This window comes from Leptolyngbya sp. GGD (genome assembly GCF_026735145.1).
Lineage (GTDB): Bacteria > Cyanobacteriota > Cyanobacteriia > Leptolyngbyales > Leptolyngbyaceae > Leptolyngbya > Leptolyngbya boryana.
Genome location: NZ_JAPQKE010000001.1, coordinates 1,051,257 through 1,074,725 on the forward strand (window position 1 = coordinate 1,051,257; position 23,469 = coordinate 1,074,725).

A 23,469-nucleotide genomic window follows, 5' to 3' on the forward strand; every position below is an offset into this window, starting at 1 on the left:
GCGATATGCCTGACAACGTAGCTTCATTCCACAAAAAGAACGATCGTCTAAATGACGATCGTTCTTTCAAACTCACCCGATATCTAACCCATCAGAATCACGGTATCAATCACATGAATCACGCCGTTATCTGCCTCGATATCTGCTGCTAAGACGGTTGCATTCTTCACCTCGAACCCATCCTCAAAATGAAATGGAATCGGTGAGCCTTCGAGCGAAGGCAGCGATCCGAGTTTCTCTAAATCGGCTTTCATGTACTTACCAGCTACGACATGAAACGTCAGGATGCGAGCTAATTGAGGGATGTTTTGCACTAACGTTTGAATGGTTCCAGGAGGAAGCTTAGCAAACGCTTCGTCGTTCGGTGCAAACACCGTAAATGGTCCCGGGCTTTTCAGCGCATCGACTAGATTCGCGGCTTGAACTGCCGTTACTAATGTCGTAAACGAACCCGCGCCAACTGCAATATCAACAATGTCTGCCATAGTGCGATCGCAAAATAAAGGACAAAAGGGAGGCTAGAATTTTTCACACCATTAGCATCACATACCAACCGGACGCTAATTCAGTTCAGTTAGAAAATCTCTGTTAGCAGCCATAAGGAAAGCGTTGCACGCCATAGACTGAAGGGAAGCAACGGACTGCAAAAACTACAATCTGCGACTCGCTCCGACAAAACTTTGAATCGTACAACGCCAGATTGGAAGGGAGCAATATGCTCTTATGCATTATCATAGCTACAAAACCTATAAGAAAAAATCACTGTTGTCTATGAAAAACATAGATTTGATTCTATACAGTGGTTTTTTGATGCTCCGATTAAAAGTTTTTTCCGCTTGTCAATCTGCCATTTCTCGAATTAGGAGAGTTCGCTTTGCAAAATGCTACATTGCACCAACTAAAAGTTTTTGAAGCGGTCGCACGTCATAGTAGTTTTACACGCGCCGCTGAGGAATTGTTTCTCACTCAGCCAACCGTCTCGATGCAAGTCAAACAACTGTCGAAAACAGTTGGATTGCCGCTCTTTGAACAAGTAGGTAAACGTCTGTATCTGACGGCAGCGGGCAAAGAGTTGTACTCGACTTGTCGAGATGTGTTTGAACGGCTGGATCAGTTTCAGATTTCGGTGGCTGATCTCAAAGGGTTGAAGCAGGGGACGTTGCGCCTTGCGGTCGTTACCACTGCGAAGTATGTGATTCCGAGAATTTTGGGGCCGTTTTGTCAGCGGTATCCAGGGATCGATGTGTCGCTGACGGTAACGAACCATCAGTACGTGCTAGATAGCTTGGCAGATAATCGGGATGATTTGTACATTCTGAGTCAGTTGCCGGATGATTCGGATGCTCATTGTGAGCCATTTATGGAGAACCCGCTGGTGGTACTTGCTCCCCGGACGCATCCGCTTGCACATGAGAAGAATATTCCGATTTCACGGATTTGTGAGGAGCCGTTTATTATGCGGGAACCCGGATCGGGAACGCGGAAGGCGGTGCAGAAGTTGTTTGATGCTCACGGGTTGCCCTTGAAGGTGAAGCTCGATTTGGGCAGCAATGAGGCGATTAAGCAGGCGATCGCGGGTGGAATGGGATTATCTGTTCTCTCGAAGCATACGCTGGCGCTGGAAGGGTTAAATAATCAACTGACGATTTTGGATGTTGAAGGCTTCCCGATCGAGCGGTCTTGGTATGTGGTGCATCCGTCTGGAAAGCAGCTTTCTGCGATCGCGAAAGCCTTCTACGATTACTTGATGAATGAAGGGAAGCAGGTGGCTGAAGCAACTTCGCTGCTGGGCATGGAACAACAGCAACCGCAAAAAGTTGAGGTGTAGCTCTTGTTCAGTGGAGCTAGAAGTTGGAGTGCTTCAACACTTCCAACTTCTAACGGCTTCAGCTTCAATCCGGCAATTTATATTGTTCGACGATGCGTTTTGCATAGTCGGGAACATGTTGCTCTAGTTTTTCAGGATGATTGCGTTTCACATACAAATAATTGCGAGTGAAATGAGAATCGATCGAGAAACGCGCATATTCCAATCCTTTCGGTCCGATTTTCTCAATTACAACACCCATCAGCTTTGCTGCCCACATGGGTAATGTGACTGCTTTATCGTAAGCCGGAATACTTTGCTGGACAGCTTGATGTCGATCGCCTTTTGACATCACGGGTTGAGTTTCAATCTGGTCTTGAACGAGATCGAGCATTTCTTGTCCGCGATCGTTTCTCACGACAATCCACTGCCACCCAAATGGCGCACCCATATAGCCAACGACTAAATCGGCTAACGAATTCACATAGTCAAAGCAACTGAGACAAGAGGGTGCAAACACGTCTTTGAGTTCGTTTGTTTTCAAGCCAAAGAAGGGGACTAATTCAGTTGAGCCATCTTCGTGTTTGAAATGCACTTGGAAGTCTTGCATGAATTCGTAGTAGACCACGGTTTCGGGCGATCGACTGGTGGTGTCTAAGAATTTCTGCAAGCCTGCACGGGTGACATTATCGGTGCAAGGTGTGCCTAAAACATAAAGCTTCTCAAGCCCCAGTTTTTTCTCAACGGCTCTCAAAGCTTGAATTTGACACCCGACTCCGATGACGAGAAGCCGTTTCATTCCCGATTGTTCGATCTGCTCTAAAACTGAGAGATTCGGGGAAAGTGTTGGCTTATTGACCCGAGCTGCGAGAATTTCTTCGGGTGTTGTGGCGATGATGGGTTTGGGTTGGAATCGGTCTTCTTCGGTATTTTGAACGCAGACGACCCCTTCGACCATGCCGCGAGTCAGCATTTCAATGGCGATCGTGCTTACAATTCCTGTCCATTGCGCTCCGGGAATCGGTTCTGTTTTGCGGGCTGCCATCATGTCTTGGCTGACTCCGAAATACAGATCGTCTTCGTTTTCTAGATCTCGGCTGCGTCCGTGCGTTTGAGTTTCGAGTTCGGGGATCTGCTGATTGATAAACGCGCAGGCTTCTTTAACGTAGTGAATATAGTAGGTGTCGCACAATCCACATTCGCTGCACAGTTCTTTCGCAGGACGACGGCTCGACGGTTTTAGCGCTTTTGCTTTCTTGTGAGGAACTAGGGTCATTGTTAAAAAAGAATTTTCTCGATCGCTATTGATCACAATACCTTGAACGGGGGTGCGATCGATGCACTCAGATTGCGATTCGCAATGTCCCGGATGAATTGGTCGATGGCAACAGATTAAAGGTCAAATATCAGGAGCTAAATCTAGACGATCGACCGATGAATTAGGATCTAGAAGATGAGTCAGATAAAATGCGATGAAAAATTTAGAGGAAATTCGACAATGGCTGGTGCTGCATAAGCCAATTCTGCAAGAGCGCTATCACGTGAAAGAATTGGGAATTTTTGGTTCTTATGTAAGGCAAGAGCAGACAGAAACGAGTGATGTTGATTTGCTGGTGGAGTTTTCTGAGATACCCAGTTTATTGAAATTTGTCACTTTAGAGAACTACCTCAGTGATAGTCTCGGCATCAAAGTGGATTTAGTTCATAAATCTGGCTTGAAGCCTCGGATTGGGGAACGGATTTTAGCAGAGGTTGTTTATCTGTGAGTCAACGATATACGGAGGACTATCTTCAGGATATTTTGGATGCGATCGCGAAGTCGCCAAGTTTATGAATTTCCAATTGCTATCTCTGCAATCGAAATAAATCTAATCCACCTAGCACTAACAGCCAAGTAGCAACGATTGACCAATGAATGACGATCGCGCTCCAGATCGATTTGCTTCTAAGGTAAGAAACCGTACAAACAATTCCCACCAGTCCTGCGCCGATCAAAAAAGCAGGTGTTCGGAAGAATGGAGGTACGAAGGGATGCAGGTGATAGACCAAAAATAAGAGCCAACTAAAAGCGATCGCCCATTTTCGCGATCCAGTCCGAGGAATCAGCAAGCCTCGAAATACAAGTTCTTCATTCACTCCCGGCATCCAGAACGAACTGAAGAGAACGGCAATGATTGTTTGCCAGTTTGATTCGGGCTGGAACTTGAGGAAGTTTAGGCTGAAACCGATCGGTAAATAAATGATGCCGAAGAGTGTGAGAAGTACGATCTCTTCTTGCCAATCTCTCCACGTTGGAACGGTGAGAAGTGCATCCCGGAGTCGAAGTAAAACTTTCATGATTAGTTTTCTCGGTTCGTAATGGCGATGATTCTACACAAGAAGGTCTGAGGATTTGGGTGAAAGGTGGGCGATCGCTCAATTGGCTCGTGAGTTCGGAATCAGTTCGTCTAGAATTAGGATTACATTTGAAGTGTAAATGTACTGAGTCGGGAGCAGGAATCATGACGACGTTGCTGATTCAATCGGAGCCAATTCCTTTAACCGTTAGCTTTCCGGCGCTGGTACAGATGACAGACAAGCAGTTTTATGAGTTTTGCCTAGCGAATCGGGATTTGCGAATTGAGCGGACGGCGAAGGGAGAAGTGATTATTATGCCGCCTGCTTTCTCGGATACGGGAAATCGAAATGCTAAGATTACGGCGCAGCTTGGGGTGTGGGCTGAGCAGGATGGGACGGGGGAGGTGTTTGATTCGAGTGCAGGGTTTACGTTGCCGAATGGGGCGACACGATCGCCAGATGCTTCCTGGATTCGATCAGAGCGGTGGAATGCGTTAACTGATGAGCAAAAAGCTTCGTTTGCGCCGATTTGTCCTGATTTTGTGATTGAACTTCGGTCTTCGAGTGATATGCTGAGCAGACTGCAAGCGAAGATGCAAGAGTACATCGAGAATGGGGCAGTGTTGGGGTTTTTGATCGATCGCAAAAACACGACGGTTCACGTTTATCGTCGGGGTCAATCGCCTGAGATTTTGGAGCAACCTGAGATGGTGAGCGGTGATCCAGAACTACCAGGATTTGTGCTGCGGATGGCGAAGATTTGGTAAATAGATTTCCAGCTTTCCGCCATTTCTAAGGAAAATACCGATAAATCTCGCTCCGATGCAAAACACGAGCAAACGTCAAAGTGTTCTCTTCAAAGAAGAAGCCAATGCGGTAATCTCCTACACGAATTCGATAAGCATTATCAAATTCCTTAAGTTTGCTCAGATTGTTGATGTCTTCCAATCGCTCAAATTTAGGAATCTCATCAAATACGAGCGAATTTATAGATTCAAATCCTGTAGTACTTTTGAGTGCCTTCAAGTCTTTCAGAAATTTAGGCAAGTATTCAACATTCACTCTTTTTCCATTTCCTTGCGGGCTTCTTCTAAACTCAGAGGCTCCTCGCGACGGGCTTCGAGCATGGCGCGATAAAGTCCTTCATCTTCGATCGCTTCAATTAACTTCCGATAATCCGTAATATCAATCACAACCTTGCGAATTTGTCCTTCCGCATCTGTAATGAATTCCTGAGCAAAGGGATAGTTTTGAGCGCTCATTTGATCGAGTCACATAGGCGTGCAGTTTCATCTTAATCTGGAATCCTTGCTAACCCAAGCTGTTCAACTGGCAATGATCGTTCTCGCGATCGTAAATCACGGTTCAGCGATCGATGCAATGGCGAATGAGTGCGATCGCAAAATCTAATATCGAGGTTTACAATCGACGAAACTTAGGGCTTCTCCGTCGAGGAAACCTACAATTGCCATTTCTAACACGGCTTCTACGGGATAGTTAATGGCTTTAGCGCGTCGTTCAAATGCTGCCTGAATGTGGGGCGGAAATGCGGCTAACATCATTCGGGCTGCAACTAGGCTTAAATGCTCGATGGTTTCTGGTTCTGCATTGAAGGATTCGATACTGCTGGAAGTCATGGTTCATCTCTCATCTGGCTAGTAGATGTGACTTTTAAGTGGTTTATTCTTCCACAATCTTACAGTGGTAAAATTGCGCCTTACGAACATCTATTTCAAGAGGCGGCTTTACCACGATGCAATTAGAGGAAGAAGCCCAAACAATTCTAAATCGGCTATCCTTGATGCCTTTTGACGAGTGCTATCCGCTAAGTCGTGAGTTTAGAAATATGCCTGCTTTCGGTGGGTTGTATGCTGTGCGCCATCGAGCAGAAGGAATCTTGTATATTGGGTTAGCGGTGAGTCTGCGGCGGCGATTTCGAGATAATGGGTATAAGGCTTTTTTTTGGGCGTTTCTGGATTGTTACAGTCCTTTTGATATCCGTATTGCGGTAGAACTGCTCACTATTCAGTCTTTTCGAGAGGGTGATCGACTCGAAACACTGATGATCCGATCTGCACAGCCACGCTATAACGTTCGTAAGAAGCGGGAGGAATAATCATGCAAGCCCAAACTCGTGAACATCTTAGCCCAGAGGTAGCTCAAGCATTTCTAGATGGACTGCCGGAGAAGATTCGGTTAGGACTTTTGACTTATGCGGCGCAGGTGAATTTTCCCGTTGAGGCTGTGATTGAAATGGCGATCGCTGGTTTTCTTGATGAGGATGCGGTCAATTTTCCGGGTTGCAATCCCGTTTCTGTAGATTTTGGCAGCAAGTCAACGGGTCTGAGTTAAAACGACGGATGGATTTGTGATGAGAAGCTGCAATCTGATGAGGTTGTGGCTTTTTTGATGGCGATCGCTGAATTGGCTAATGCGTGCGATCGCAGAGATTCAGGGGTTAGTGGTGCGCGATCGCAATTTTTCCGAATTAGACTAAAAGACCTTGGATTGATTACATTGAGAAGAAAGAATTCTCCTGTTCTCTTCGATCGCTGATGAGTGTTGCCCCATGCCGCTGAAGCTTTTTATTTCCTATTCGCATAAAGACGAGAATTTGCGAGAGAAACTGAATACTCATCTCAAATTGCTTGAGCGACAGGGTGTGATTGGAACTTGGCACGATCGAATGATTCCGCTTGGAACTGAATGGGCAGAAGAAATCGATAAGAACTTGAATACGGCTGACTTAATTTTGCTGTTAGTTAGTGCTGATTTTCTAGCTTCTGATTACTGTTATGAGAAGGAGATGCGGAGAGCAATCGAGCTTCATGATCAAAAAATCGCTCGTGTAATTCCAGTTATTCTGCGTTCTTGTGATTGGGAATCTGCACCGTTCGGTAAACTTCAAGGGCTTCCAACTGTTACAGGTGGTGGGATTAAACCTGTTACAAAGTGGGACGATGAAGATGAAGTTTTTACAGAAATTGCGAAGGGAATTCGGAAGGTTGCTACAGAGCAGCAGCAATGGATTGAAGAAATTCGCTCGCGCTGTCGGCACAAGATGATTTCTCAGTACAACTCAATCCGCTTACTAAACCAAACTGAGATTACAGTCGATCAGCTTTACGTTGATGTGTGGTTGCTGAAGCGTCCCACTCAGACATTGCAGCCAGGATCAAAGATGTGGGAGTTGTTTGATCTGCGGAACGATCGCTTGGGATTGGGCGATCGCAATTTCCGAGATGACGGGATGAAAGTTGCGAATCAAAACAATCGTTTGCTGATTCTAGGAAAACCGGGGGCAGGGAAAACAACATTTCTCAAGCATTTGGCAGTGGATTGCAGTAAGGAGAGGTTTCAGTCAGATCTGATTCCGGTTTTGATTGAACTGCGACGGATTCGATCGACGAAATGGAAGTTGTTAGATGCGATCTCTCAACAGCTAGAGCTATCTCCTCAGCAGACAGAAAAACTCTTAGAGCAGGGGCAGTTGCTAATTTTAATGGATGGGCTGGATGAAGTTCCAAGCAGTTCGTTTCGAGGCAATGTGCAAAGGCAAGTGCGCGACATTGCTAAAGAACCAAAACATGCTGGAAATCGATTTATCCTGACTTGTCGGACTCAGGTTATTACTGGGGAGATGCCACAGGGCTTTACGGCGGTCGAGGTAGCAGACTTCAATCCAGAGCAAGTTCAGCGATTTGTTGAGAATTGGTTTTGTGCGAGTGGATTGGAGGAAAACGAAGTCGGGCAGCAATGGCAAACATTTGCGGGTGAGATCAACAAGAATCCATCTCTCAAAGAATTAACCGTAACGCCAGTACTATTGAGTTTGATGTGCTGGGTTTTTGAGGATACAGGAGAATTGCCGGCTCAGGCGGCTTCGCTCTATGACCAGGGAATCAATTTGCTATTAGAGCGATGGAATGATCGGAAGGAGATTCCTGAATGGGAGATGGGAAACAAAGTCTATCGTGCCCTTACCCTAGAGCAGAAGAAGCAACTGCTTACTGAGATTGCAGCGTGGAAATTTGAGAATCCAAAAAACTTTGTATTGTTTGAGCAGAAAGTTTTGATGCAGCAGATTGTCGAGCTTCTCAAGCTTGATAATCTGAGAGATGGAGAAGCTGTGTTGAGGGCGATCGAAGCGCAGCATGGATTACTCGTCGAACGCGCCGATCAGCTATGGTCATTTTCTCATCTCACCTTTCAGGAACACTTTACGGTGCAATGGCTGAATCAACTTCCGTTAGAGCACCTTGCTAGCAAGATAGCCGATCTTCAGTGGCAAGAGGTAGTGAAGCAACTCGTTCGATCTCAATCCTCTGACAAGTTGCTCAAGCTGATTAAACAGGCGGTCGATTACTCTGTTTCGCAGGATGCCAAATTACAGAACTTTCTAACATGGGTTTGCGAAAAAGCCGAATCTGTTAATACAAAATATCGACCTCTCGCACTTCGAGCGTTTTACTTTGCCCTCGCCCTTGACCTTGACCTTGACCTTAATCTCGCCCGTGCCCTCGCCCTCAACCTTGACCTTGACCTCGCTCGCGTCCGTGCCCGCACCCTTGCCCGCGCCCTCGACCTCGCCCGTGCCCTCAACCTTGACCTCAACCTCGCCCTCGACCTTGACCTTGACCTCAACCTTGCCCGCGCCCTCGACCTTGCCCGCGTCCTTGACCTTGACCTTGACCTCAACCTCGCTCGTGCCCTCGACCTCGCCCGTGTTCTCGACCTCGACCTCGCCCGTGTCCTCGACCTCGCGCTCGACCTGGAGTTAATGAAAAAGCTCGAAAAACTTAGAGAACGGCTATCTCAAGAATCTCCCAAGCAGAACTTTGAGTCTTTCAAGCGTTGGTGGAGTGTCGAAGGACAGCAGTGGACTGATGCATTACGTCAGTTTACGATCGAGCATCGCAACATGGGGCATGACTGGCAGTTTACTGAACCCCAGAAGCAGGCTCTACGACAGTACTACGATGCCAATAAATTTCTAGTCGAATTGCTGAAAATAGAGTGCGCGGTTAGCGAGTCTGTGCGGCAAGAGATTGAAAATAATCTGCTGCTGCCGATCGACAGACTCTAAAAGCGCAACTCTCGACGATCGCGCTTCAAAAACCACAGAGATTCGTCCGCAGGAGAAGGATTTGCCTACCGTCGCATTCTTGATCGTTGTGTGGAAATACGAGAATTCATCCTGCCAGAAGGATTCGTCCTGCGTCGCATTCGATTCGCCCTGCGGAAACTACATAATTCCCTCGTGTTAGAAGGATTCGCCCTGCGTCGCATTCGATTCGCCCTGCGGAAATTACATAATTCCCTCGTGTCAGAAGGATTCGCTCACGATCCACAGCTTGATCGCACCGGGGAAATCGCGATCGCACGAACAGATTCATCATTCACTCATGCCACGTTCCGGAGTTGTACAATGATGAGCGTTCTAAAATTCTTGTCGTCCCATGTCTGTTGGTCAAAAACTCTACGAAGGCAAAGCTAAGATTCTCTACGCTACAGAAGATCCAGAAGTTTTGCTGACATATTTCAAAGACGACGCGACGGCTTTTAATGCTCAGAAACGCGGCAGCATTCAGGGCAAAGGCGAAATGAATTGCGCGATCGCCACCCATCTTTTCAAATTAATGATTGCCAATGGAGTCCCAACTCACTTCATCGAGCAGACTTCAGGCAACGAAATGCGGGTCAAAGCCGTCAAAATTATCCCCTTAGAAGTCGTCGTCAGGAACATTGCAGCCGGGAGTCTCTGTCAACAAACAGGACTGAAGTTAGGCACGACCCTCAATCCCCCCCTCGTCGAGTTCTACCTCAAAGACGACGCGCTCGGAGATCCCTTATTGACTCCCGACCGATTGCGAGTGCTCAATCTCGCATCCGCCGCGCAAATCGAGCAACTGATTCAAATGGCAAACCAGATTAACTCGGTCTTGCAAACTTTCTTTCAGCAATGTGGCATCACATTGGTGGACTTTAAGTTGGAATTTGGAACCGACTCGCGCGGAGAAATTATCCTGGCAGACGAAATCAGCCCGGATACCTGTCGGCTATGGGATCAATCCGAAACCGATCCCGATCGTCGCGTCTTAGATAAAGATCGCTTCCGGCGGGACTTGGGAAATGTGGAAGGTGCTTATCGGCAAGTAATGGAAAGGGTGCTAGGTCAGACGGTATGATCTGCGAAATGTTGAAAATGCAGCATCAGCCAGTTGGAAATCCTCCACATGGATGAGTATCGATACTCAGGGTGCGGTACAATCTTGCCGATTAGCGGGATCGTGACTGACTTCTGTGATGTTGTTGTGTCTGCTTTGAGCAGAAAGAGTGTGAGGACGTGCGAAAAACTGTGAATACTATGCGCTTATCTCCTGTTGTGATGGCTGCGGTTGCGTTAACGGCAACGCTTGGCTTGTCGCATTCTGCTGAGGCAAAATCGCCCCTTCAGCCAGTTAAATTGACGGATCGATCGACCGTTTCCAAATCTAAACCTTCTGCAAAAGATGTCGTTGTGAAAACGACTCCCGTGATGCAGACGAGCCAGCCTGTCGAGACGCGACTGAACGGAAAAATGGCTCCAGTGATCGCTCAGGCAGGAACGATCGAGCAAGAAACGCCCGATCGGATTCAAATTAATCCAACGGCTCCCATCACGCCAACTACGCCGACTCTTCCAACGGTTCCAGAAACCGCACCGATTACGCCTGAAGGACAGCAGACTCCTTCAGAAACGCCTTCAGAAGCGGTTCCAACCCAGCCTTTACAGCCAGGGCAGCCAACTCCTCAACCAGAGCAGCCAACTTCCCAACCCGGACAACCGACCCAACCTCCCGCTGAAGCTGAGCCAAGAGTGTTAGTGTCTGAAGTCGTTGTCTCAGGTGTTGACGGGGAATTGCAGCAAGAAGTCTATCGCGTGATTCAAACTCAGCCCGGACGGACAACAACGCGATCGCAGTTGCAAAACGATATCAACGCCATCTTTGCGACTGGATTTTTCTCGAATGTGAGAGCGACCCCGGAAGATACACCGCTTGGAGTGCGGGTCACGTTTGAAGTAACTGCGAATCCGCCGTTGAAGTCGGTACAGCTTGAAGGCAGCAAAGTCGTACCCGCAGATGTGGTCAATCGAATCTTTAGCCCTCAGTACGGCAAGATTACGAACTTCCGAGATTTGCAGAGCGGCATTCAAGAACTGACGAAATACTACCAAGATCGTGGGTTTGTCTTGGCGCAGGTGATTAATGCACAACAGCCGCAGATTAACCCAGACGGAACGGTTGTCTTGCAGGTCGCAGAAGGTGAAATCGAGCGAATTCAGGTTCGATTTATTAATAAAGAAGGCAGCGATCGCGATGCCAAAGGCAATCCGATTCGGGGTAGAACGCGGGACTTTATTATTACGCGCGAACTCGAATTAAAGCCTGGACAAGTTTTTAACCGTCAAATTTTAGAGCGCGATTTCCAACGACTATTTGGACTAGGACTGTTTGAAGATCTCCGTCCGTCTTTGGATGTGGGTGAAGATCGCCGAAAAGTGGTTCTTGTCGTAAATGCGGTCGAGAAAAATACCGGAAACATCGGGCTTGCGGGCGGTTTTAGTTCAGCTAGTGGCTTCTTTGGAAGTCTCAGCTATGGACAGCAAAACGTTGGCGGGAACAACCAAAAGCTGAATGCTGAAGTGCAAATTGGTCAGCGAGATCAGCAGTATGAACTGTCGTTTACTGATCCTTGGATTGCAGGTGATCCGTACCGGACTTCTTACACGTTAAGCGTGTTCCGACGCAGAACGATTTCGCTGATTTTTGATGGGGGTGATCCCGAAGTTCGACTGGGAAATGAAGATCGCGATCGACCCAGAATTAACCGAACAGGTGGCGGCATTAGCTTTGCCCGTCCGCTGTCGCGCAATGTGTTTGAGCGAGCCGAATGGACAGCTTCACTCGGATTACAGTATCAACGAGTCACCGCAACCGATGCAGATGGAATTCGTCGCCGAGTCGATGAATTGGGTAATCCGCTGACCTTTGATCCTTCGGGTAAAGATGATTTGTTCACCGGGCAGTTAGTACTGAGACGCGATCGCAGAAATGATTTTCTGCAACCGACAGGCGGCTCCGTTCTGCAATTTAGTACCGAACAATCGCTACCGATTGGGTCAGGCAGTATTTTCTTCAACCGATTGCGGGGAAGTTATAGCTTCTACATTCCGACTCGATTGACGAAATTTACGCCTGAATGTCGCGATCGCGATACCCGTCGAGTTGATTTACAGAACCAACCTCAAGGGCGCTGTGCCCAAGCCTTTGCGTTCAACATTCAAGGTGGAACAATCCTGGGAGATGTGCCGCCGTATGAAGCGTTTCCATTGGGTGGAACCAACTCGGTACGCGGTTACGATGAAGGCGATGTCGGAAGTGGTAAGAGCTACTTGCAAGCGACCGCAGAATACCGATTCCCGATCTTCTCGATTATTTCGGGCGCGCTATTTGTCGATGCTGCGACTGATCTCGGCTCAGGCGATAAGGTTCCAGGCAATCCGGCGGGTGTGCGGGGTAAACCTGGCAGCGGTCTGGGCTATGGAGTCGGTGTGAGAGTACGATCGCCCTTAGGTCCAATTCGGATCGACTTTGGTTGGAATGATCAAGGCGGCAACAACATTCGCTTCGGCTTTGGGGAGCGATTCTAAACATGGTAAGCACGCAGAATCAGGGGCGCATGACTCGACAGGTTCAGCGATCGATTTGTCAAAGCTTCTCTTGTTATGGAGTCGGACTGCATAGCGGCGAAGAAACGACAGCGAGAGTGTTACCTGCTGAGCCAGGCCGAGGACGATATTTTGTTCGGACAGACTTACCTGGTGCGCCTGAGATTCCGGCTCGAATTGAGTCGGTGCGTGAAACGATGCTGTCAACCGAACTGGTAAATGGAGATGCCAGAATTCGCACAGTCGAGCATTTGCTGGCATCTCTCACAGGCATGGGCATTGATAACGCTCGCATTGAAGTTGATGGAGCGGAAATTCCCTTATTAGACGGCTCTGCGCGATCGTGGACAAGCGCGATCGCCCAAGCAGGAATTGTCGAGCAGACCGAAGAGAAATCTGCGATCGTCATTTCCGAACCTGTATTTGTGCGTCATGGCGATGCATTTGTGGCGGCATTGCCATCGAGCGAACTGCGATTTTCTTATGGCATTGATTTTGATCTCAGCGCGATCGGAAATCAATGGCACAGTTGGAAATTTGATCCCGAGACATTTGCCACCGAAATTGCTCCAGCCAGAACATTTGGATTAGCTCATCAGATCGAACAGTTACGAGCGAATGGTTTAATTAAAGGCGGATCACTTGAAAATGCGTTGGTTTGCAGTAGTGAAGGATGGATAAATCCACCTTTGCGCTTTTCAAATGAACCAGCGCGCCATAAACTTCTAGACTTAATAGGAGATCTCAGTTTATTGGGGACGTTGCCAACGGCTCATTTTTTGGCGTACAAGGCGAGTCATGAATTGCATACTCAACTCGTGCGTCAACTGTCTGAGATTTTACCTGCACATTTTTAGTTCTATACTCCTTACCCGCCCATGACAACCGTGATCGAAACCCATACTGCACCGCTCGAAAATGTTGAGACTCCCGCTGAGCCTGAAGTGAAGAAAACCTTCACCACTGAGGAGATTCATCAGCTTCTGCCGCATCGCTATCCGTTTGCTTTAGTCGATCGCATTATCGATTTTGTGCCTGGAAAATTGGCGGTTGGAATTAAGAATGTCTCGTTTAATGAGCCTCAGTTTCAAGGGCACTTTCCAGGTCGCCCGATTATGCCGGGTGTGCTGATTGTTGAAGCGATGGCACAGGTTGGTGGCGTTGTTTTAACTCAAATGGCAGATGTGCAAGAGGGCTTGTTCATGTTTGCTGGAATCGATGGTGTTAGATTCCGTCGTCCGGTTGTGCCAGGTGATCAACTGGTTATGACTGTGGAACTGCTTTCAGTCAAGGGTCGTCGATTTGGAAAGATGCGCGGTCGTGCCGAAGTTGACGGACAACTTGCGTGTGAAGGTGATTTAATGTTTGCGCTAGTCGATTAAGATTAGTGCGATCTGAGCCTATGTATCGATCGCGGCTATGTCTTCCTTTTAACCCTTCTACCCTTCGCTATGGCCCCAACCTTGATCCATCCGACCGCTGTAATTCACCCGAATGCTCAACTTCACCCAACCGTCCAAGTTGGTGCATATGCTGTGATTGGAGAACACGTAAAGATTGGTGCGGGGTCAAGTGTTGGGCATCATGCGGTGATTGAAGGGTGGGTTGAGATTGGGGAGCGGAATCAGATTTTTCCGGGTGCTGCAATCGGGCTTGAACCCCAAGATTTGAAATACGACGGATCGCGGGGGCTAGTGAGAATCGGCAACGGCAATCAGATTCGAGAATATGTCACGATTCACCGCCCGACCTTTGCCGATCGCATTACGCTCATCGGTAATGGCAATCTGCTCATGGCTTATGTGCATGTGGGGCATGAGTGCGTGATTGAGGATCAAGTGATTATTGCCAATTCGGTGCAGATGGCGGGACATGTGCATATTGAATCGAAGGCGAGATTGAGTGGCGTGATGGGCATTCATCAGTTTGTCTGGATTGGGCGACATGCGATGATTGGAGGCATGAGTCGCATCGATCGAGATGTGCCACCGTTTGTGATTGTTGAGGGAAATCCGTCTCGGATTCGGGCATTTCACCAGGTTGGTCCGCAGCGATCTGGGTTTTCGTCAGAAGATTTGAGTTTGTTGAAAAAAGCGTATCGTACCGTATTTCGATCGGGCTTGGCGATGAATGAGGCGTTAGAGCGATTGGATCTATTGCCCGAAAATGAGCATGTCCAGCATTTTCAGCGATTTCTGCAACTGTCAATGTTGCCAGGGCGTAGAGGATTGACTCCGAGTGCGACGTTGAAGGACTGATTCGCTGTGTTTGCGGATCAGAGGATCGAGACAGAAGGAGTTATGAAAAAGCGAATTTTTATTAGCACGGGCGAAGTCTCTGGCGATTTGCAAGGCTCATTACTCGTCAAAGCTCTCTACGAACAAGCCAGCGAACTCGGAATCGATATCGAAATTCTGGCACTCGGCGGCGATCGTATGGCAGCAGCAGGTGCAAAACTTCTCGGCAATACGGTCGGAATTGGGTCGATCGGGATTATTGAAGGTCTACCCTACCTTCTGCCGACGCTGAAAGTTCAGAAACAAGCCAAGCGATATCTCCAAGCGCATCCGCCCGATCTCGTTGTGATGATGGATTATAGCGATCCAAACATCAGCATTGGCTTATATGTGCGGAAGCACTTGCCCACAATTCCAACGGTTTACTTTATTGCGCCTCAAGAGTGGGTGGTCAGAATTAATCAGAAGAAAACGGATTGGATTGTGCAGATTAGCGATCGCATTCTCTCGATCTTTCCTGCTGAGGCTGAATACTACGCCGAACATGGTGCGAAAACTGAATTTGTCGGACATCCTTTAATCGATCGCATGAAAGATGCACCTGATCGGAGTTCTGCTCGCGAAAAGTTAGGGATCTCGTCCGATGAAACGGCGATCGTGCTTGTTCCTGCTTCGCGTCAGCAAGAAATTAAATACATGCTGCCTGCAATTTTTGGCGCGGCACAGCAGATTCAGGCGAAACTTCCCGATGTGAAATTTCTGATTCCCTTGTCGTTGGAACGGTATCGATCGCAAATTTTAAGCGCGATCGCACAATATGGCTTAAATGCTGTGATTGTAGAAGGCTCACCCTTGAACGCGATCGCTGCCGCAGATTTAGCGATTACAAAATCGGGAACGGTGAATCTCGAAATTGCGCTGCTGAATGTTCCGCAAGTTGTAATGTATCGATTAGCCCCTTTTACGGCTTGGGTGGCTGAGCATATTTTGAAATTGGAAATTCCCTTTGCATCGCCACCCAATCTAGTCGGAATGAAAGAGATTGTGCCGGAGTTTCTGCAAGATGAAGCAACCCCAGAGAATTTAGCGCGATCGGCAATGGAATTGTTGCAGACAGAGAAGCGGGGGAAAACGATCGCCGATTATCAAGAAATGAGACGGAGATTAGGAGAACCTGGTGCCTGTCGTCGGGCAGCGAAATCAATGCTGGAAATGGTGGGAATGTAAGTATCAGGCTACTTTTATCTCATGGTATATTTGAACTAACAATTTTAATTGTCGATCGAGATGCAGATCAAACTCTGGCAATTTGCTTTAGCTTTGGCAGTCTTTGCGTCTATTGAACATACCAGAGCATCCTCACGGATAAAAGGTAGAGGCACCTTACAACTCACAACTAACTTAGAGAATCGGCAAGTGTCGCAAGAATTTTTAGAGCAGTTGGTACAGCAGAGTCAGCGAGCGGCAACAGAGCTTACTCGTCCATATGCTGAGCGACGTGGGATTGAAACACTAGATCGAAATGCTGAAGTTGTTTTAGTGAGAGTGCCATTGAATCAATTGTCAGATGCACTAGCGACGAAAGCAGTTCAGTCGCTTCGCAACGTGTTGGAAACAGAGATCCAGATTTATCGAAACTCACTATTCACTTATCAATTGGTTGGGCATGATTGGTCATTAATGACAGAGGGGTTTCGATATGCTCAAACCTCTGTCAAGACACCAAATGGATTAATTGAACTCTCAGATCAACTCAAACAACCCATTATCAGATTTCTTGTGAGTGATACGGGAGGAAAGATTGGATATGACTTGATTGAGAACGGCAAACTTGTCGAGTACTTCCGATTCTTTGAATATGAAGAAGATGATTCTCCCGACTCGACCAAATATGGCATTCAACCAAAGCGATTTGTCTGGTTTACTCCACCAGAAGAACGTGACGAAGACGAAGATCCAGACCAACCTTCTCAAACCGCCTACTTTTGGTCAAGTCGCCGTCAACTCACAGACAAAGAACTAGAGCAGGGGTACGACCTTGTATATCGTCTTTTTCATGAATACGACGCGTATGATCCTGCGATCGATGGCGACTATCTAATTGGATACAATGGCAACATCGATTACACAAAGCCGCAACGAGTTCAAAATCCAGGATTTAGACTAGGAGGCATCTACGAGAATCGTGATGGTCAACTGCACCCTAAAGAAGTAAGGTCAATTCCTGAACTCATGAGAGTAGATTACTTTGTCTTCAGGGAGTAAGTACGATCCCAGATATCTAAGAATAGTGAAATTGAAGCATGTTCTTGAGGAGCAAAATTGATGTTGATCTGATGTGGATTAGAGCACTAAAGGGGAAGAGATGTCTCGAAAGGATCGTTTTCATACCGCAGTTAAAAATGCGTTAGAGAAAGAGGGTTGGACGATTACCCACGATCCCTTGCCGCTTAACATTGGGACTCTTAGGCTAGAAGTAGATTTAGGAGCAGAAAAGCTGATCGCTGCTCAAAAGGATAACCAGAAGATTGCTGTAGAGGTCAAAAGCTTTCTCAGAGCTTCAAAAATTACTGATTTCTATCAAGCATTTGGGCAGTTTTTTCCTTACAAGGTTGCGCTGCAAAGACTTGAACCAGATCGTACAATCTACTTAGCTGTTCCAGATTCAATCTATGAAGAGCTATTCGGAGAAATCTTAATTCAAGATGTGCTTGCTCAGTATCCTATCAAACTGATCGTCTATACTCCAGATACGGAGGAGATTCAATCATGGATAGACTAGAACACTATCGTCAGAGTATTAGAGCATTGCTCACACGGTATGCAAAGTCAATGAGTCAACATCCAGAGCCAAACGTTGAACTTGAACTTGTTTTTGATACAGAGCATGATCGTTATCTCTTGCTAGATGTAGGCTGGCGCGGCAAAAGACGAGTTCATCACTGTATTTTTCATTTTGATATTAGAGACAGCAAGATCTGGCTTCAGGAAAATAATACTGACATCGAAGTTGATGAAGACTTTGCAGAGATGGGGATTTCTAAGCAAGAAATTGTAATTGGATTTCATCATCCTGCAATGCGGGAGTACTCCGATTTTGCCGTTTCGTAGCGCGATCGCAAATTCTGCTCAAACAAAGCAAAAAGAGTTTCTCAATGTCTTCAGGAAATTCTGCTAGACCTTGCTCATATCATGTAAAAAAGCCGGAGCTTCCGAAAAAACTCCGACTTCTTACAATTTGGGCAATGCCTACAGTAATGTTCCAATCACCGTTTGCATGTGTTGAGCGATCGCGCTGACCATCTGATGCGTCATCGGCAGCGAATCAATTCCCATGCCTGCACAGAGCAGCATTAAGTACAGAATCGAATATTTGAACGTCGATCGAGCCACCATCAAATCCGATGGAGCCTGCATCAACTTCCAAGCTTTCTGAACAAAAATTCCGCCCAACAAAAGCGCGATCGTCGCATAAACTGCTCCCATCACATGCAGTGGATAAACGAGCAAGAGCGAAACCGGAATCAAAGACAACGTGTAGTAAAAAATTTGCTTACTGGTTGGTTCATTGCCATCAACAACGGGCAACATTGGCACGCCAACTTTGGCATAATCTTCGCGAATCATAATCGCCAACGCCCAGAAATGGGGCGGTGTCCAAAGAAAAATAATCGCAAATAAGACCCAAGCTGCCCAACTCAGATCCCCTGTGACCGCAGCCCAACCCACAAGCGGAGGAATCGCGCCCGCCGCACCACCGATTACAATGTTTTGGGTGCTGTGACGCTTGAGCCAGTGAGTATAGACGACAACGTAGAAGAAAATTCCTGACATTGCCAAGCAAGCACTGAGCAGATTCGCGAAATAGGTTAATAAGCCAAATGATAATACCGCTAACGTAATCGCAAAAATCAAGGCATCTCGGGGACTCACCCGCCCAGAAGGGAGCGGACGAGAGCGAGTCCGCTCCATGATGTAATCGATATCGCGATCGTACAGACAATTAATCGTATTTGCTGAGCCTGCGGCAAACGTACCACTCAACAAAGTTACGATCAACAACACAGGATCAACTTGACCTTGAGCTGCGATCCACATTCCGCCTGCAGTCGTGATGAGCAGCAGCAAGATAATTCTTGGCTTTGTTAACTGCCAATAGCTTTTAATCACTTGCAGAACATCTTGGTTATGGCGAATTACGCCTGTCGCTGAATTTTGCATTTCCATACCTGGTCAAACGAGAGAGTAGAACTATAGGTTTAAGCTTCGGCTTCGAGGGCTGGAGTCGAGTCTCTCAGCGCTAAAACCGTAAACACCAGTAAAGTCCCAAGCAGTGCGGCTCCAGTAGCTTGATGGGCAACCGTCAAAGGTTCAACCTGTAGCCGTAGCTTGAATGTTGCAACGCCCAAAGTTAACTGAAGAACAAGCAACAAGCCAGCAACGTTGATTAAACGACGGAGGAGAGGATGCAGCGCTGGAGTTCGCCAAGCCAAAATCACCAAAGATAAAACTGCGATCGTCGGTGGAACAATTCCCGCAATGTGGCTATTCATCACGCTGCATAATTGCGATTGTCCAAAACATTGATGCAATGCCCACTGAGAAGAAACTAAGCCGCCCAAAATGCTTTGAAAATAGACAAAGCCAGTTGCAGCAACACCGAACCAGCGAAGCTTACCGACCGTTCCGGTTCCCTGATAGGGCATTAAAGACGTTGCGATCGCCAGCAAAGTACTAAAGAACAACAAGCCAGTTCCAAGATGTGCAGTCACAATGTCAAACCGTAACAATTCTGTAACAGTTAGACCTCCTAAAACACCTTGGAAAACCACGAGAAATAGTGCAAACACGGTTGCCCAGGGTGTCCATTTTGGCAGGTCTTGCCGGAACCACCAAGCGACTGCCACTAGCGCGATTGCGCCAAACCCGATCGAGGTTGCAATCAATCGGTGAAACCATTCTAGAAAGACTTCTAGATTCATTTGCGCACGGGGGACAAATTCGCCGTAGCACAAGGGCCAATCCGGGCAAGACAATCCTGCGTTCATGACGCGTGTGGCGCTGCCCAGTGCCATTAAGAACAAGGTTGAGATTGCGAGCGCGAATACGAGCCGCGTAATCCAACTGCGAGCCGCAGCGGGTCGAACGAGCGTTGAGGGATTAAACGATGAATCAGACATAGAGGTATTTCGCGGGGCAGGTTACTAAAACTGTCCAAAACAAAATAAAAGTTTATCAATTGCGAGAGCATCCGCTCTAAGCTCTACTTTAGACATGGAATCCTAGAACGCCTGCGACCTTTGGGAATTCTTCGGATTTGAGAAAAACCAAATCGGTATCCTGTAATACTTTCAGCTAGATCCCAAAGAAAATCTTAAAGTTCAGGTTGAAAGTGGGCATTTTCTGGGCAACCTGACCTACCGTGGAAGGAGACTAGACCAGGATCTAGAACTCTTGAAGTCGTAAAGGCAAGATGGGTGAGCCGTGAATATTCCTAGTCAAATTTCAACTCTTCTTGCAGGCATTGTTTTGACGCTTGTCAGCCTCTGGTATGGTCAAAACCATAACCTGCTTCCCGTGGCGGCGACAGAAGCTGCGCCACTGGTCGATAATTTATTCAATGCCATGTTAACGATTGGGACAGGTATTTTCCTGCTCGTTAACTTTGTATTGGTGTTCGCATTGTTACGTTTTCGTCGGAAGTCAGGTGATGAAAGCGATGGTGATCCAGTTCATGGAAATATTCCGCTCGAGATTGTCTGGACAGCGATTCCTGCCATCATTGTGTTAGGCATTTCGATTTATAGCTTTGATATCTACAATTCTGAAGGTGGCTTCGACCCGATGGATCATTCGGTCGCGCATGGACAACATCATCAGATGAAGGGATCTGCTATGGCTGCTCCTTTAATCGCAGACGTTGATCCCAATCAAGCCACAGATACAGCCGTGAAGCAAAATCCAGTCACAAATGCGGTTGAAGAAGACATTCCCGCTCGTCGTGATGCTCCGGTGATGGGCATTGAATCTCCCAAGGTTGGCAGGATTCCTGCCGGAAAAGAACCGCTGACGATTGCAGCAGCAGGCATGCAATATGCTTGGCTATTTACTTACCCAGACGAAATTATTTCTGGTGAGTTACATTTACCCGTGGGTCGTCCTGTGGTCATGAATATCACCGCTAACGATGTGCTGCATGCGTTTTGGGTTCCTGAGTTTCGCTTAAAACAAGATGCGGTGCCGGGTCGCCAATCTGAGATTCGGTTTACGCCGACTGTCGAAGGAGACTATCCAGTCATTTGTGCTGAGCTTTGTGGGGCGTATCATGGCGCGATGAAGACACATGTTTTGGTTGAATCGCAAGAAAGCTATGACGCTTGGCTACAAAGTATGAAAGTGGCGCAAGCAGATGAACAAAACCGAGCGATCGCGCTCAGTCCAGCACAGATGACTGATGCGGAATACCTTGCTCCTTATGCTCAGGATGCAGGGGTTACTCCTGAAATGCTGCACCAGCTTCACCCGATGAGCGAAGGCTCAGAAGCATATTCCTCTTAAGAATTTGTTATGACACAAGCAGCCGAATTTCAAGAACAAGCGAATCGCCCTGCTCACGGACAAGAACCCGGAAACTGGCGACGCTACTTTAGCTTTAGTACCGATCATAAAGTGATTGGGATTCAATACCTGGTCACGACGTTTGCGTTTTACCTGATTGGCGGTGTGCTGGCAACGATGGTGCGAACGGAATTAGCAACTCCGGATTCGGATTTCGTGAGCCGCGAAGTTTATAACAGTTTGTTTACCGTTCACGCGACGGTCATGATCTTTTTATGGATTGTGCCAGCGGGAACAGGTGGCTTTGGCAACTATCTTGTTCCCCTAATGATTGGGGCGCGAGATATGGCGTTTCCTAGACTGAATGCGCTGGCGTTTTGGATCATTCCTCCGGCAGGGCTAATGTTGATGAGTAGCTTCCTCGTCGGTGCGCCGGAAGCAGGCTGGACAAACTATCCGCCGCTCAGTTTGATTACAGGCAAAGCGGGAGAAATGATCTGGATTCTCAGCGTGCTTCTACTGGGAACTTCATCAATTCTGGCTGCAATTAATTTTCTCGTCACGATTTGGAAAATGCGGGTTCCCGGCATGGGCTGGAATCAGATGCCGCTCTTTTGCTGGGCAATGTTCGCGACTTCGATTTTGGCGTTGATTGCGACTCCAGTTCTAGCGGGCGCTCTGATTTTGCTTTCGTTCGATGTGCTGATTGGGACGGCATTTTTTAATCCCACGGGTGGCGGAGACCCGATCGTTTATCAGCATTTATTCTGGTTCTATTCCCATCCCGCTGTTTACATCATGATCTTGCCTGTGTTTGGCATGATCTCCGATATTATTTCGGTGCACGCTCGGAAGCCAATTTTTGGCTATAAAGCGATCGCGTATTCTAGTCTGGCAATTTGTGGATTGGGCTTGATTGTTTGGGTTCACCACATGTTTACGAGTGGAACACCGCCCTGGATGCGGATGTTCTTTATGATCACCACCATGATTATTGCGGTTCCAACTGGGATTAAGATTTTTAGCTGGTTGGCGACGCTTTGGGGGGGCAAGTTGGACGGAAGTTCAGCGTTGCTGTTTGCAATGGGATTTATTTCTCTGTTCGTGGTGGGTGGTATTAGCGGCGTAATGGTCGCTTCTGTTCCATTTGATATTCACGTCCATGATACTTACTTCATTGTTGCTCACCTGCACTACGTTTTATTTGGTGGCAGTGTGTTTGGGCTATATGCCGGATTCTACCACTGGTTCCCGAAAATCACGGGACGAATGATGAATGAGACTTGGGGCAAGGTGCATTTTTGGCTCAGCTTTGTAGGCTTTAACTTAGCCTTTATGCCGATGCACAAGTTGGGACTCGAAGGGATGAACCGCCGAGTGGCTGAGTACGATCCCAAGTTTGCGACGTTGAATTTGATTTGTACGATCGGGGCTTATTTGCTCGCAGTTTCAACCTTGCCGTTTATTGTCAATGCGACTTGGAGTTGGTTGCGGGGTGAGCCTGCGGGGGATAATCCTTGGCGGGGGTTGACCTTAGAATGGATGACAACCTCGCCCCCTCCGGTTGAGAATTTTGACGCTGATCCAGTCTTAGCGACAGGTCCGTATGACTATGGGATGGGTTCGCGATCGCAAAATGTGGATGTTCCATTTTCGGATGCGAGTGATCCTGCCTTGTCGGCTGGCCCAAGCTCAACTTTGAGAGCGAAACCTGATCCGGTGGTTGCCGCTGATCCGAGTGATCGAGGCACTGAAAGTCACAATCGTTAACTTCTGTCAGGATGGAAACTTTGCTTTTCATCCTTTGCCCTTTAATT

The 23,469-nt window shown here is 47.5% G+C and carries 27 protein-coding genes; 19 read left to right on the forward strand and 8 right to left on the reverse strand.

Annotated elements, in window-relative coordinates; all coding sequences use genetic code 11:
• Positions 1 to 83: 83 nt before the first annotated feature.
• Positions 84 to 485: a fasciclin domain-containing protein gene (locus OU814_RS04910; RefSeq protein ID WP_017290227.1), complete on the reverse strand. Its 402-nt coding sequence runs from the start codon at positions 483 to 485 to the stop codon at positions 84 to 86.
• A gap of 389 nt (positions 486 to 874) precedes the next feature.
• Between OU814_RS04910 and OU814_RS04915 the strand changes: the two genes are divergently transcribed.
• Positions 875 to 1,828, forward strand: coding sequence for a LysR family transcriptional regulator (locus OU814_RS04915; protein WP_017290226.1), 954 nt, complete (start codon positions 875 to 877; stop codon positions 1,826 to 1,828).
• A 64-nt stretch (positions 1,829 to 1,892) separates the two neighbouring features.
• Here the strand turns inward: OU814_RS04915 and OU814_RS04920 are convergent, their stop codons facing one another.
• Positions 1,893 to 3,083, reverse strand: coding sequence for a Coenzyme F420 hydrogenase/dehydrogenase, beta subunit C-terminal domain (locus OU814_RS04920; protein WP_268181003.1), 1,191 nt, complete (start codon positions 3,081 to 3,083; stop codon positions 1,893 to 1,895).
• A 196-nt stretch (positions 3,084 to 3,279) separates the two neighbouring features.
• Between OU814_RS04920 and OU814_RS04925 the strand changes: the two genes are divergently transcribed.
• Positions 3,280 to 3,573, forward strand: a complete 294-nt coding sequence (locus OU814_RS04925) for a nucleotidyltransferase family protein (protein WP_190653044.1) — start codon at positions 3,280 to 3,282, stop codon at positions 3,571 to 3,573.
• A gap of 79 nt (positions 3,574 to 3,652) precedes the next feature.
• On the opposite strand, the gene OU814_RS04930 is transcribed toward OU814_RS04925, so the two are convergent.
• The gene (locus tag OU814_RS04930) at positions 3,653 to 4,144 is read right to left on the reverse strand and encodes a CPBP family glutamic-type intramembrane protease (protein WP_268181006.1); all 492 of its coding nucleotides are present in this window, start codon (positions 4,142 to 4,144) and stop codon (positions 3,653 to 3,655) included.
• Between the two features lie 164 nt (positions 4,145 to 4,308).
• Here OU814_RS04930 and OU814_RS04935 point away from each other — a divergent pair, with 164 nt between their 5' ends.
• Positions 4,309 to 4,911, forward strand: a complete 603-nt coding sequence (locus OU814_RS04935) for a Uma2 family endonuclease (protein ID WP_268181008.1) — start codon at positions 4,309 to 4,311, stop codon at positions 4,909 to 4,911.
• A 25-nt stretch (positions 4,912 to 4,936) separates the two neighbouring features.
• Here the strand turns inward: OU814_RS04935 and OU814_RS04940 are convergent, their stop codons facing one another.
• Positions 4,937 to 5,206 (reverse strand): type II toxin-antitoxin system RelE family toxin, encoded by a 270-nt coding sequence (locus tag OU814_RS04940; RefSeq protein ID WP_268181010.1) that lies wholly within the window; start codon positions 5,204 to 5,206, stop codon positions 4,937 to 4,939.
• Positions 5,203 to 5,406, reverse strand: a complete 204-nt coding sequence (locus OU814_RS04945) for a hypothetical protein (protein ID WP_017290220.1) — start codon at positions 5,404 to 5,406, stop codon at positions 5,203 to 5,205. The genes OU814_RS04940 and OU814_RS04945 overlap by 4 nt, the downstream gene beginning before the upstream one ends.
• Positions 5,407 to 5,425: 19 nt before the next feature.
• On the opposite strand from OU814_RS04945, the gene OU814_RS04950 reads away from it, so the two are divergent.
• Positions 5,426 to 5,554, forward strand: a complete 129-nt coding sequence (locus OU814_RS04950; RefSeq protein ID WP_268181012.1) for a hypothetical protein — start codon at positions 5,426 to 5,428, stop codon at positions 5,552 to 5,554.
• On the opposite strand, the gene OU814_RS04955 is transcribed toward OU814_RS04950, so the two are convergent.
• Positions 5,551 to 5,781 carry a hypothetical protein gene (locus tag OU814_RS04955; RefSeq protein WP_268181014.1) on the reverse strand — a complete coding sequence of 77 codons (231 nt, stop codon included), beginning with the start codon at positions 5,779 to 5,781 and terminating at the stop codon, positions 5,551 to 5,553. The two genes, OU814_RS04950 and OU814_RS04955, sit on opposite strands and share 4 nt — an antisense overlap.
• A 116-nt stretch (positions 5,782 to 5,897) precedes the next feature.
• On the opposite strand from OU814_RS04955, the gene OU814_RS04960 reads away from it, so the two are divergent.
• The 13 genes from OU814_RS04960 to OU814_RS05020 all read left to right on the forward strand — a co-directional run bounded on the left by OU814_RS04960 (position 5,898) and on the right by OU814_RS05020 (position 18,205).
• Positions 5,898 to 6,260: a GIY-YIG nuclease family protein gene (locus OU814_RS04960; RefSeq protein WP_268181016.1), complete on the forward strand. Its 363-nt coding sequence runs from the start codon at positions 5,898 to 5,900 to the stop codon at positions 6,258 to 6,260.
• Positions 6,261 to 6,262: 2 nt separating this feature from the next.
• Entirely contained in the window at positions 6,263 to 6,496 is a 234-nt protein-coding gene (locus OU814_RS04965; RefSeq protein WP_190653049.1) for a hypothetical protein, read from the forward strand.
• A 45-nt stretch (positions 6,497 to 6,541) separates the two neighbouring features.
• On the forward strand, positions 6,542 to 6,700 hold the full coding sequence (locus tag OU814_RS04970; protein ID WP_268181019.1) for a hypothetical protein: 159 nt from the start codon (positions 6,542 to 6,544) through the stop codon (positions 6,698 to 6,700).
• A gap of 13 nt (positions 6,701 to 6,713) precedes the next feature.
• Positions 6,714 to 9,230: a TIR domain-containing protein gene (locus OU814_RS04975; protein WP_268181021.1), complete on the forward strand. Its 2,517-nt coding sequence runs from the start codon at positions 6,714 to 6,716 to the stop codon at positions 9,228 to 9,230.
• A 373-nt stretch (positions 9,231 to 9,603) separates the two neighbouring features.
• Complete coding sequence (gene purC / locus OU814_RS04980) at positions 9,604 to 10,332, forward strand: phosphoribosylaminoimidazolesuccinocarboxamide synthase (RefSeq protein ID WP_017290212.1); 729 nt, start codon at positions 9,604 to 9,606, stop codon at positions 10,330 to 10,332.
• Positions 10,333 to 10,511: 179 nt separating this feature from the next.
• Positions 10,512 to 12,839, forward strand: coding sequence for a BamA/TamA family outer membrane protein (locus OU814_RS04985; protein ID WP_268181024.1), 2,328 nt, complete (start codon positions 10,512 to 10,514; stop codon positions 12,837 to 12,839).
• 2 nt (positions 12,840 to 12,841) lie between these two features.
• The gene (gene lpxC, locus OU814_RS04990) at positions 12,842 to 13,714 is read left to right on the forward strand and encodes a UDP-3-O-acyl-N-acetylglucosamine deacetylase (protein ID WP_268181026.1); all 873 of its coding nucleotides are present in this window, start codon (positions 12,842 to 12,844) and stop codon (positions 13,712 to 13,714) included.
• A gap of 21 nt (positions 13,715 to 13,735) precedes the next feature.
• Positions 13,736 to 14,239, forward strand: a complete 504-nt coding sequence (fabZ, locus tag OU814_RS04995) for a 3-hydroxyacyl-ACP dehydratase FabZ (protein WP_017290209.1) — start codon at positions 13,736 to 13,738, stop codon at positions 14,237 to 14,239.
• Between the two features lie 69 nt (positions 14,240 to 14,308).
• Positions 14,309 to 15,115, forward strand: a complete 807-nt coding sequence (gene lpxA / locus OU814_RS05000; protein ID WP_017290208.1) for an acyl-ACP--UDP-N-acetylglucosamine O-acyltransferase — start codon at positions 14,309 to 14,311, stop codon at positions 15,113 to 15,115.
• 42 nt (positions 15,116 to 15,157) lie between these two features.
• Positions 15,158 to 16,321: a lipid-A-disaccharide synthase gene (gene lpxB, locus OU814_RS05005; protein ID WP_268181029.1), complete on the forward strand. Its 1,164-nt coding sequence runs from the start codon at positions 15,158 to 15,160 to the stop codon at positions 16,319 to 16,321.
• 60 nt (positions 16,322 to 16,381) lie between these two features.
• Complete coding sequence (locus OU814_RS05010; RefSeq protein WP_268181031.1) at positions 16,382 to 17,359, forward strand: hypothetical protein; 978 nt, start codon at positions 16,382 to 16,384, stop codon at positions 17,357 to 17,359.
• A gap of 100 nt (positions 17,360 to 17,459) precedes the next feature.
• Positions 17,460 to 17,876 carry an element excision factor XisH family protein gene (locus tag OU814_RS05015; protein WP_268181033.1) on the forward strand — a complete coding sequence of 139 codons (417 nt, stop codon included), beginning with the start codon at positions 17,460 to 17,462 and terminating at the stop codon, positions 17,874 to 17,876.
• The gene (locus tag OU814_RS05020) at positions 17,864 to 18,205 is read left to right on the forward strand and encodes a XisI protein (protein WP_268181035.1); all 342 of its coding nucleotides are present in this window, start codon (positions 17,864 to 17,866) and stop codon (positions 18,203 to 18,205) included. Before OU814_RS05015 ends, OU814_RS05020 begins: the two co-directional genes overlap by 13 nt.
• Positions 18,206 to 18,343: 138 nt before the next feature.
• Here OU814_RS05020 and OU814_RS05025 read toward each other — a convergent pair whose 3' ends face one another.
• On the reverse strand, positions 18,344 to 19,315 hold the full coding sequence (locus tag OU814_RS05025; protein WP_326498280.1) for a heme o synthase: 972 nt from the start codon (positions 19,313 to 19,315) through the stop codon (positions 18,344 to 18,346).
• Positions 19,316 to 19,353: 38 nt separating this feature from the next.
• Positions 19,354 to 20,274 (reverse strand): COX15/CtaA family protein, encoded by a 921-nt coding sequence (locus tag OU814_RS05030; protein WP_017290205.1) that lies wholly within the window; start codon positions 20,272 to 20,274, stop codon positions 19,354 to 19,356.
• A gap of 304 nt (positions 20,275 to 20,578) precedes the next feature.
• Between OU814_RS05030 and OU814_RS05035 the strand changes: the two genes are divergently transcribed.
• Entirely contained in the window at positions 20,579 to 21,652 is a 1,074-nt protein-coding gene (locus OU814_RS05035; protein ID WP_268181039.1) for a cytochrome c oxidase subunit II, read from the forward strand.
• A gap of 9 nt (positions 21,653 to 21,661) precedes the next feature.
• Positions 21,662 to 23,422: a cytochrome c oxidase subunit I gene (gene ctaD, locus OU814_RS05040; protein ID WP_268181041.1), complete on the forward strand. Its 1,761-nt coding sequence runs from the start codon at positions 21,662 to 21,664 to the stop codon at positions 23,420 to 23,422.
• Positions 23,423 to 23,469 lie beyond the last annotated feature (47 nt).

What these genes read in the sequence shown, in the direction of transcription:
- lpxB (WP_268181029.1), top strand. Translation starts at nt 15,158, where the DNA reads ATGAAAAAGCGAATTTTTATTAGCACGGGCGAAGTCTCTGGCGATTTG.
- OU814_RS04965 (WP_190653049.1), top strand. Translation starts at nt 6,263, where the DNA reads ATGCAAGCCCAAACTCGTGAACATCTTAGCCCAGAGGTAGCTCAAGCA.
- OU814_RS05025 (WP_326498280.1), bottom strand. Translation starts at nt 19,315, where the DNA reads ATGCAAAATTCAGCGACAGGCGTAATTCGCCATAACCAAGATGTTCTG.
- OU814_RS05015 (WP_268181033.1), top strand. Translation starts at nt 17,460, where the DNA reads ATGTCTCGAAAGGATCGTTTTCATACCGCAGTTAAAAATGCGTTAGAG.
- purC (WP_017290212.1), top strand. Translation starts at nt 9,604, where the DNA reads ATGTCTGTTGGTCAAAAACTCTACGAAGGCAAAGCTAAGATTCTCTAC.
- OU814_RS04985 (WP_268181024.1), top strand. Translation starts at nt 10,512, where the DNA reads ATGCGCTTATCTCCTGTTGTGATGGCTGCGGTTGCGTTAACGGCAACG.
- ctaD (WP_268181041.1), top strand. Translation starts at nt 21,662, where the DNA reads ATGACACAAGCAGCCGAATTTCAAGAACAAGCGAATCGCCCTGCTCAC.
- OU814_RS04910 (WP_017290227.1), bottom strand. Translation starts at nt 485, where the DNA reads ATGGCAGACATTGTTGATATTGCAGTTGGCGCGGGTTCGTTTACGACA.
- OU814_RS05010 (WP_268181031.1), top strand. Translation starts at nt 16,382, where the DNA reads ATGCAGATCAAACTCTGGCAATTTGCTTTAGCTTTGGCAGTCTTTGCG.
- OU814_RS04960 (WP_268181016.1), top strand. Translation starts at nt 5,898, where the DNA reads ATGCAATTAGAGGAAGAAGCCCAAACAATTCTAAATCGGCTATCCTTG.
- OU814_RS04930 (WP_268181006.1), bottom strand. Translation starts at nt 4,144, where the DNA reads ATGAAAGTTTTACTTCGACTCCGGGATGCACTTCTCACCGTTCCAACG.
- fabZ (WP_017290209.1), top strand. Translation starts at nt 13,736, where the DNA reads ATGACAACCGTGATCGAAACCCATACTGCACCGCTCGAAAATGTTGAG.
- OU814_RS04925 (WP_190653044.1), top strand. Translation starts at nt 3,280, where the DNA reads ATGAAAAATTTAGAGGAAATTCGACAATGGCTGGTGCTGCATAAGCCA.
- lpxA (WP_017290208.1), top strand. Translation starts at nt 14,309, where the DNA reads ATGGCCCCAACCTTGATCCATCCGACCGCTGTAATTCACCCGAATGCT.
- OU814_RS04975 (WP_268181021.1), top strand. Translation starts at nt 6,714, where the DNA reads ATGCCGCTGAAGCTTTTTATTTCCTATTCGCATAAAGACGAGAATTTG.
- OU814_RS04935 (WP_268181008.1), top strand. Translation starts at nt 4,309, where the DNA reads ATGACGACGTTGCTGATTCAATCGGAGCCAATTCCTTTAACCGTTAGC.
- OU814_RS05020 (WP_268181035.1), top strand. Translation starts at nt 17,864, where the DNA reads ATGGATAGACTAGAACACTATCGTCAGAGTATTAGAGCATTGCTCACA.
- OU814_RS04920 (WP_268181003.1), bottom strand. Translation starts at nt 3,083, where the DNA reads ATGACCCTAGTTCCTCACAAGAAAGCAAAAGCGCTAAAACCGTCGAGC.
- OU814_RS05030 (WP_017290205.1), bottom strand. Translation starts at nt 20,274, where the DNA reads ATGTCTGATTCATCGTTTAATCCCTCAACGCTCGTTCGACCCGCTGCG.
- OU814_RS04955 (WP_268181014.1), bottom strand. Translation starts at nt 5,781, where the DNA reads ATGACTTCCAGCAGTATCGAATCCTTCAATGCAGAACCAGAAACCATC.
- OU814_RS04945 (WP_017290220.1), bottom strand. Translation starts at nt 5,406, where the DNA reads ATGAGCGCTCAAAACTATCCCTTTGCTCAGGAATTCATTACAGATGCG.
- lpxC (WP_268181026.1), top strand. Translation starts at nt 12,842, where the DNA reads ATGGTAAGCACGCAGAATCAGGGGCGCATGACTCGACAGGTTCAGCGA.